Below are 6,815 nucleotides of genomic sequence, written 5' to 3'. Positions count from 1 at the left end.
GGCTGAAAATGAGCAACGCTCAACAAGGGCGGCTCATACAGAGCTTTTGTTCAGGGTATGGCCTTCCCGCAGGAAGCGCATTCACAGTAAGGGTAAAGCTATGGTGCTGCTGGGGAGGATTGAACTCCCGACCTCGTCATTACCAATGACGCGCTCTACCACTGAGCTACAGCAGCAATACCGAAGGTGCGGCCCTATGCGAAGGCTGCGGCTTAATGTCAAGCGGCTTGCGTCGTTGCCGGCTATTTGGCATCTGCCTCCGCAGGGGTGCCGCATGCATCGGGAGAGCAGCTTTGGCAAAAGACGCAAACGACAAGGAGCGGATCAAAGCAGAGCGGCTGCGCGAGGCGCTGCGCGCGAATTTGCGGCGGCGTAAGTCACAACCTCAAGCAAGGGACAACGGCAAGTCTTTAGGTACGCCAGTCGAAGACGAATTACCTGCCGACAGTTAAGCCGTAAGGGCTGTTATGGAAGCGGCGTCAGGACAAAAAAAGACCCGCCATCGAGGCGGGTCTTTAAAGGAAAAGAACTTTTGTCTTTCGACAGCAAAGTCCTCGGGTCGCGAGAGTCATATGTAAACAATTGCCCATATAGGATTGCACAGAATCGTCATTGGCCCCCTATTGTTTTGACAATTTCGGCCAAAGTACCATCAAGCGACTGTGGCAGCGCATGAACAGAGCGTTGCGCACGGGTCGGGATTCGTGAATAGGTCCTGAATGCTTTACCATGTTGCCCGTCCGTTTTTGTTTAAGGCCGACGCCGAAACCGCGCATAATCTATCGCTTGCAGCGCTAAAGCTTGCGCCAATTCCTTCACTAGGGTGGCAGAGCGAGCTTCTTGCGCAGACATTTGCCGGGCTGCGGTTTCCTAACCCAGTTGGGCTTGCACCGGGCTACGACAAAAATGCTGACGTTCCCTTTGAGATCCTGCAGCTTGGTTTTGGTTTTACAGAGGTGGGGACACTGACGCCACGCGCGCAAGAGGGCAATCCAAAGCCACGTCTTTTCCGGTTGGTCGAAGATGAAGCGGTGATCAACCGGATGGGATTCAACAATGCGGGGCAAGCTGCAGCAATTGAACGACTGCGCAATATTCCGGCAGGCGCGTTGAAGGGGCCACTTGGTATCAACATCGGCGCAAATAAAGACAGCGCGGACCGCGTTGCGGATTATGTCACTGGCGTGCAAAATATGGAGCCGCTGGCCGATTATCTGACGGTCAATATCAGCTCGCCCAATACGCCTGGGCTTCGCGCGCTGCAGGATAAAGCTGCGCTTGATGATCTGTTGTTACAAGTCATGGCGGCGCGGAAACGGGACACGCCTGTGTTCCTGAAAGTCGCACCTGACCTTCAGCCTAGTGACATCGACGACATTGTGGCGGTCGCCATGTCGCGCGGGGTAGCGGCGCTCATTGTATCCAACACGACCGTTTCGCGCCCGGCCCTCCAATCGCGCTATGCGCGCGAACAGGGCGGCCTTTCGGGTGCGCCCTTGCGCGCATTGGCGCAACAACGGCTATCAGATTTCCGCAAGGCTAGCGACGGGAAACTGGCATTGATCGGCGTCGGCGGCATTGCGTCGGCGCAAGACGCTTACGCCCGGATTCGCGCAGGGGCATCGCTGGTGCAAATTTACAGCGCGCTTGTATATCATGGGCCAGGGCTCGCACGCAGGATTAACAAGGATCTTCAGCGCCTTTTGAAATCCGATGGTTTTTCCAATATTTCTGACGCGGTCGGCACCGACGGCTAAATCCGCGCTTGGCTTTGCCCTGCATTGGCGGCTAGGTTGTGGCATGATTAAAACTTTGCTCGCCATCACGGCATCAGCCACCATTTTTGTTCAACCTGTTTCAGCCGAAAATGTCGGCGTGACATCATCTGCCGACCCGCGCGTGACGGCGGCAGGGATGGAAATGTTGCGTCAAGGTGGCTCGGCGGCAGATGCTGCGATGGCAATGATGCTCGCGCTGACCGTTGTCGAACCGCAGTCAAGCGGCATCGGGGGCGGTGGGTTCCTTTTGTATCAGGACACTGCGAAGGGTATTTTGTCGACAATTAACGGTCGGGAGACGGCTCCAGCGGCAGCGAGCGCCGACAGGTTCGTGGGGCCTGATGGCAAGCCGCTGGGCTTTCTTCAGGCATTTCAGGGTGGCCGGTCTGTTGGCGTTCCAGGTAATATCCAGCTAATGGCGCAAACCCATCGCAAATGGGGTAAGCTCCCATGGGCAACGATCTTCAAACCCGCCATCCGTCTATCGGGACAAGGCTTTGTTGTTAACAAAACGCTCGAATCCCGGTTGCAGACAATTCAGCGGCTATGGCCCAACTTTGAAGAGGCACGGGCTATTTACTGGAGAAATGGCAAGCCAGTTCAGGCAGGGATGAAGGTAAAAAATCCTCAGCTGGCGACAACATTAAAACTGTTGGCGAAAAAGGGTCCCGATGCATTTTACACCGGCAACATTGCAGCGCAGATTGTTAAGGCGGTCACCACCAGCAAGCTTAGTCCCGGTGACATCACAATGACCGATTTGGCGCAATATCGGGCCAAGGAACAACAGGCGGTCTGTGCGCCTTATCGTATCTATGTCGTTTGCGGCATGGCCCCGCCGTCATCGGGCGCGACTACTGTACTTCAGATTTTGGGCACGCTGCAACGCTTTGACTTGAGCGCGACAGGTAAGGACAATCCCAAAAGCTGGTATCTGATTGGGCAGGCAATGCAGCTTGCCTATGCGGACCGCGAAAAATATCTCGCCGATGACGCTTTTGTGAATGTGCCCGTTGCCGGACTATTGAACACGGAATATATCAAGGAACGCTCTGCGCTTATAGACCCGGAAAAGGCGCGCGTTGATTACCCCGCCGGAAACCCGCCCGGCGCGGCGTCGCGTACGGCCGCAATATCAAGTGAAGTTGCAGGCACAACGCATTTTACGGCGGTCGACCGAAACGGAAATGTTGCCAATATGACCTCCACCATTGAAGGTCCCTTCGGTAGCCAGCTGGTGGCTGGGGGTTTCTTTTTGAACAATGAGTTGACTGATTTCACTTTCGCCCCAGAAAAGAATGGAGCGCCTGTTGCCAACCGGGTCGTAGGCGGAAAGCGGCCGTTGTCATCAATGGCCCCCACCATAGTGTTTGACCGCGACGGACGTGCGGTGCTGGCTTTAGGCTCGGCAGGTGGCAAACGGATTATCATGCATGTGACCAAAACGCTGATAGGTGTCATTGACTTCGGCTTGCCGCTGGATCAGGCGATTGCATTGCCTAATATCTATTTTGACGATGGCCAGTTGGAAGTAGAACAGGACACCCCGCTTGCAGCATTGGCGCCACAACTTTCTGCCTTTGGGCAGAAGGTCGAAATATCTGATCTGGGGTCGAAGGTAAATGGAGCGCAATATCTGAACGGCGCATGGACCGGTGCGGCAGACCCACGCAGTGAAGGGACATCGGCTACGATTGACGCCAAAGGCAAAGTCGTCACCAACCGGCCCGCCAAGTCAGCTGAAGTGCCATTACCGAGCGTCGGTTAAAAGCGCCGGGTTATTTGATAATATCCATAGCGTTGACGTAAAAAGAATAATAAAAACAGGTATTAACCTGATCGAAAAATCGTAGGAGAGCAGAATGGCTGCCGAACAATTTGACGACTTTGACAGCTTCCCCAATCTTGTGACGATGTTTTTTGCGCGTGCGCGGTATCGGGGCGATGACCCATTTTTATGGGCAAAGGATGAAGGCGCATGGCAATCAATAAGCTGGTCAGATGTTGCCAAGCAAGTCGCCGGTTTCGCTAAAGCACTCCGTCAACTTGGTCTTGAACAGGGCGACCGTGTGATGCTGGTGTCGGAAAACCGGCCTGAATGGTGCATTGCGGATCTTGGAATTATGGCTGCGGGATGTGTGACTGTTCCCACCTATGTGACCAATACCGAACGCGACCACCAGCATATTTTGGACAACAGTGAAGCGCGTGCCGTGGTGGTGTCGACGGCCAAGCTTGCCAAGACATTGATGCCTGCCGCTCTTCGTTCGTCGCAGGCAGAGTTTATCATTACCATGGAGTCGCAGCCCGCGATGCAACATGGACAGCTTTCGTTGCACCAGTGGGCTGATATGGCCAAAGGTACCGAAGCAGATGTCCGCGCCAGCGAAGCCGCCATGGCCTCGGTTACACGCGATGATCTGGCGTGTATTATCTATACGAGCGGGACTGGTGGCGCACCGCGCGGCGTGATGCAGCAGCATGGCGCTATATTGCACAATGCCGATGGCGCAGCCGCAGTTTTACGCGAAGATTTCGGACTCGACGAAGAAGAGGTGTTTCTGTCGTTCCTGCCCCTGTCGCATGCCTATGAGCATAGTGGTGGGCAATTCCTGCCCATCGGTGTCGGCGCGCAAATCTATTACGCTGAAGGTCTGGAAAAGCTTGCGGCCAATATAGAAGAGACGAGGCCGACTCTCATGGTGGTTGTACCGCGTTTGTTTGAAGTTCTGCGCCAACGCATGATAAAGGCAGTGGAAAAACAAGGTAAGCTTCCAAACTATTTGCTGGATAAGGCGCTTATTATTGGCGAGCGGGACTATTCCGGCCGCAAGCGCCTGATCGATGCACCGATGCGGTTGATTTTATCCCGGACGATCAAACCCAAAATTCAGGCACGCTTTGGCGGCAGGATGAAGGCCATGGTATCAGGCGGTGCGCCGTTGAACCCGGATATCGGTGTGTTTTTCCAATCCTTGGGTATCACTTTGTTGCAAGGCTACGGCCAGACCGAGTCTGGCCCGGTCATCAGTTGCAACCGGCCAAAGGCGGGCATCAAAATGGATACTGTTGGACCGCCATTGAAAAACACTGAGGTCAAAATCGCTGAAGACGGCGAAATATTGGTTCGCGGTCCGTTGGTGATGAAGGGATATTGGCGCAACAAAGCCGAAACCGATCGCGTCCTAAAAAATGGCTGGCTCCACACCGGTGATATCGGACATATTGATGACCGGGGGCGTATTGCGATTACCGACCGCAAGAAAGACCTTATAGTCAATGACAAAGGCGACAATATTGCGCCGCAGAAAATTGAAGGGATGCTCACGCTTCAACCGGAAATTTTGCAGGCGATGGTCTCAGGCGACAAACGCCCGTATATCGTTGGTCTGATCGTTCCCGACCCTGAATGGGCGCTGGAATGGGCGCGCACGCAAGATATGAAATATGATTTTGCTGCGCTTCAGGCTAACCCACAATTCCGCTCTGCGGTGCGCGCCGGCGTTGACCGCGTGAATGCGGATGTGTCAGTGACTGAAAAAGTGCGACAGTTCGAATTTGCCGACGAACCATTCTCGATTGAAAATGGCGAAATGACCCCGAGCATGAAAATTCGTCGTCACATAATACGCGAACGTTACGCGGCGCGCGTAAACGGGATGTATAAGGATTGACGCTTGGCCGCCGTTGCCTAATCAGAGTTTTCGGCTTTTTGCGCCCATATTAGAAACTCGACATTGCCTTGGGGCCCCGTAATCGGGCTGGTGGTCAGACCATGCACCGTCCATTTTTTCGCGAGCAGCCATGATCTGATTTCGTCGCAAACGCGTGCATGCACGTCCGGGTCCCGCACGACTCCGCCTTTGCCTACCTCTTCACGTCCAGCTTCAAACTGCGGTTTGATGAGCGCAATTAACTGCGCACCCTTTTTGGCGAAGGACATGGGCCGCTCGAGCACTTTGGCAAGGCCAATGAAGCTGGCGTCGCATACAATGAGATCGACGGCTTCGGGAATATGCGCCTCTGTCAAAATACGCGCGCTTGTCTGTTCATGGACGACAACACGCGAGTCTTGCCGCAACTTCCACGCAAGCTGGTTTGTGCCGCTATCGACTGCATAGACGCGCGCGGCATGGTTGGAGAGCAGAACATCGGTGAAGCCACCGGTCGACGAACCAACATCGATCGCGACATAATCGGTCAAGTCAATCGAAAATACTTCCAGCGCATGCGCAAGCTTGACGCCGCCGCGTGACACCCATGGGTGATCGCTGCCGCGCAGGCTGATCTCTGTGTCCTCCGCGATTTGCTGCCCGGGCTTTTGCGCTTTCGCTTCGCCGATATAGACATGGCCTGCCATCACGAGCGCCTGTGCGCGGGTCTTGCTTTCGGCAAGGCCCCGATCAACGATCATCTGATCTAGTCGTGTTTTTTTGGTCGCCATGTCGCATCGCGCTAGCCGAGCGAAGCGGATTTGGCCATAAGACAAAACTATGCAGACCCGTCATTTAACTCTCATTGCTTTGCTGGCGCTCGCCGCGTGCGTTGCGCCACCCCCGCCGCCTGCGCCAAAGACGGTGTCCGCGCCGCCGCCCGTAGCGGCGCCCGCGCCAAAGCTGGTAGGCGACTGGAACGACTGGCCCTTTACGCAGGGGGATTGGAGCTATCGTCGCGATAATCAGGGTTCGGTCGGGTCATTTGGCACCCCCGGCCAAAATGCAAAGGTCAGCTTGCGTTGCGACGCGCAAAACCGGCGTGTTTATTTAGCGCGAGAGGCATCTGCCGGGCAGCGGATGGTTATTCGCACCTCGTCATCCTCAAAGGAGTTTGCGACACGACCAAGGGGTGCAAACCCCATGTATGTCGCGGCTGAAATTCTACCTAATGATGCAATCCTGGACGCTATGGCTTTTAGCCGCGGTCGAATACTGGTTGACGCCGAGGGCCAGCAGCCTGTCATTCTACCGACATGGGCCGAAATAACGCGTATTGTGGAAGATTGCCGCGGTTAAACAAAAGTCGCTGCGTCGCGGCGCA

General features: G+C 55.0%; 6 protein-coding genes and 1 tRNA gene. 5 read left to right on the top strand and 2 right to left on the bottom strand.

Annotation, left to right across the window (positions count from 1 at the left end):
* Window positions 1–101 precede the first annotated feature (101 nt).
* A tRNA-Thr gene (locus ACLL9E_RS04360) sits at window positions 102–176 on the bottom strand.
* A 117-nt stretch (window positions 177–293) separates the two neighbouring features.
* Between ACLL9E_RS04360 and ACLL9E_RS04355 the strand changes: the two genes are divergently transcribed.
* The 4 genes from ACLL9E_RS04355 (at window position 294) to ACLL9E_RS04340 (ending at window position 5,452) form a co-directional block, all read left to right on the top strand.
* Entirely contained in the window at window positions 294–452 is a 159-nt protein-coding gene (locus ACLL9E_RS04355; RefSeq protein ID WP_411290519.1) for a hypothetical protein, read from the top strand.
* 267 nt (window positions 453–719) lie between these two features.
* A complete protein-coding gene (locus ACLL9E_RS04350; protein ID WP_411290518.1) occupies window positions 720–1,757 on the top strand; it encodes a quinone-dependent dihydroorotate dehydrogenase in 1,038 nt (345 codons plus the stop codon).
* A 43-nt stretch (window positions 1,758–1,800) separates the two neighbouring features.
* Window positions 1,801–3,546, top strand: a complete 1,746-nt coding sequence (gene ggt, locus ACLL9E_RS04345) for a gamma-glutamyltransferase (protein ID WP_411290517.1) — start codon at window positions 1,801–1,803, stop codon at window positions 3,544–3,546.
* Between the two features lie 94 nt (window positions 3,547–3,640).
* On the top strand, window positions 3,641–5,452 hold the full coding sequence (locus ACLL9E_RS04340; RefSeq protein ID WP_411290516.1) for an AMP-dependent synthetase/ligase: 1,812 nt from the start codon (window positions 3,641–3,643) through the stop codon (window positions 5,450–5,452).
* 17 nt (window positions 5,453–5,469) lie between these two features.
* Here ACLL9E_RS04340 and ACLL9E_RS04335 read toward each other — a convergent pair whose 3' ends face one another.
* A complete protein-coding gene (locus tag ACLL9E_RS04335) occupies window positions 5,470–6,222 on the bottom strand; it encodes a TlyA family RNA methyltransferase (RefSeq protein WP_411290515.1) in 753 nt (250 codons plus the stop codon).
* A 49-nt stretch (window positions 6,223–6,271) separates the two neighbouring features.
* Here ACLL9E_RS04335 and ACLL9E_RS04330 point away from each other — a divergent pair, with 49 nt between their 5' ends.
* A complete protein-coding gene (locus tag ACLL9E_RS04330; protein ID WP_411290514.1) occupies window positions 6,272–6,790 on the top strand; it encodes a hypothetical protein in 519 nt (172 codons plus the stop codon).
* The last annotated feature ends 25 nt before the right edge of the window (window positions 6,791–6,815 follow it).

This window comes from Sphingorhabdus sp., assembly GCF_046596595.1.
Lineage (GTDB): Bacteria > Pseudomonadota > Alphaproteobacteria > Sphingomonadales > Sphingomonadaceae > Sphingorhabdus_B.
The sequence above is the reverse complement of the archived record's forward strand: the minus strand, read 5'-3'. Positions and strand labels throughout refer to the sequence as shown.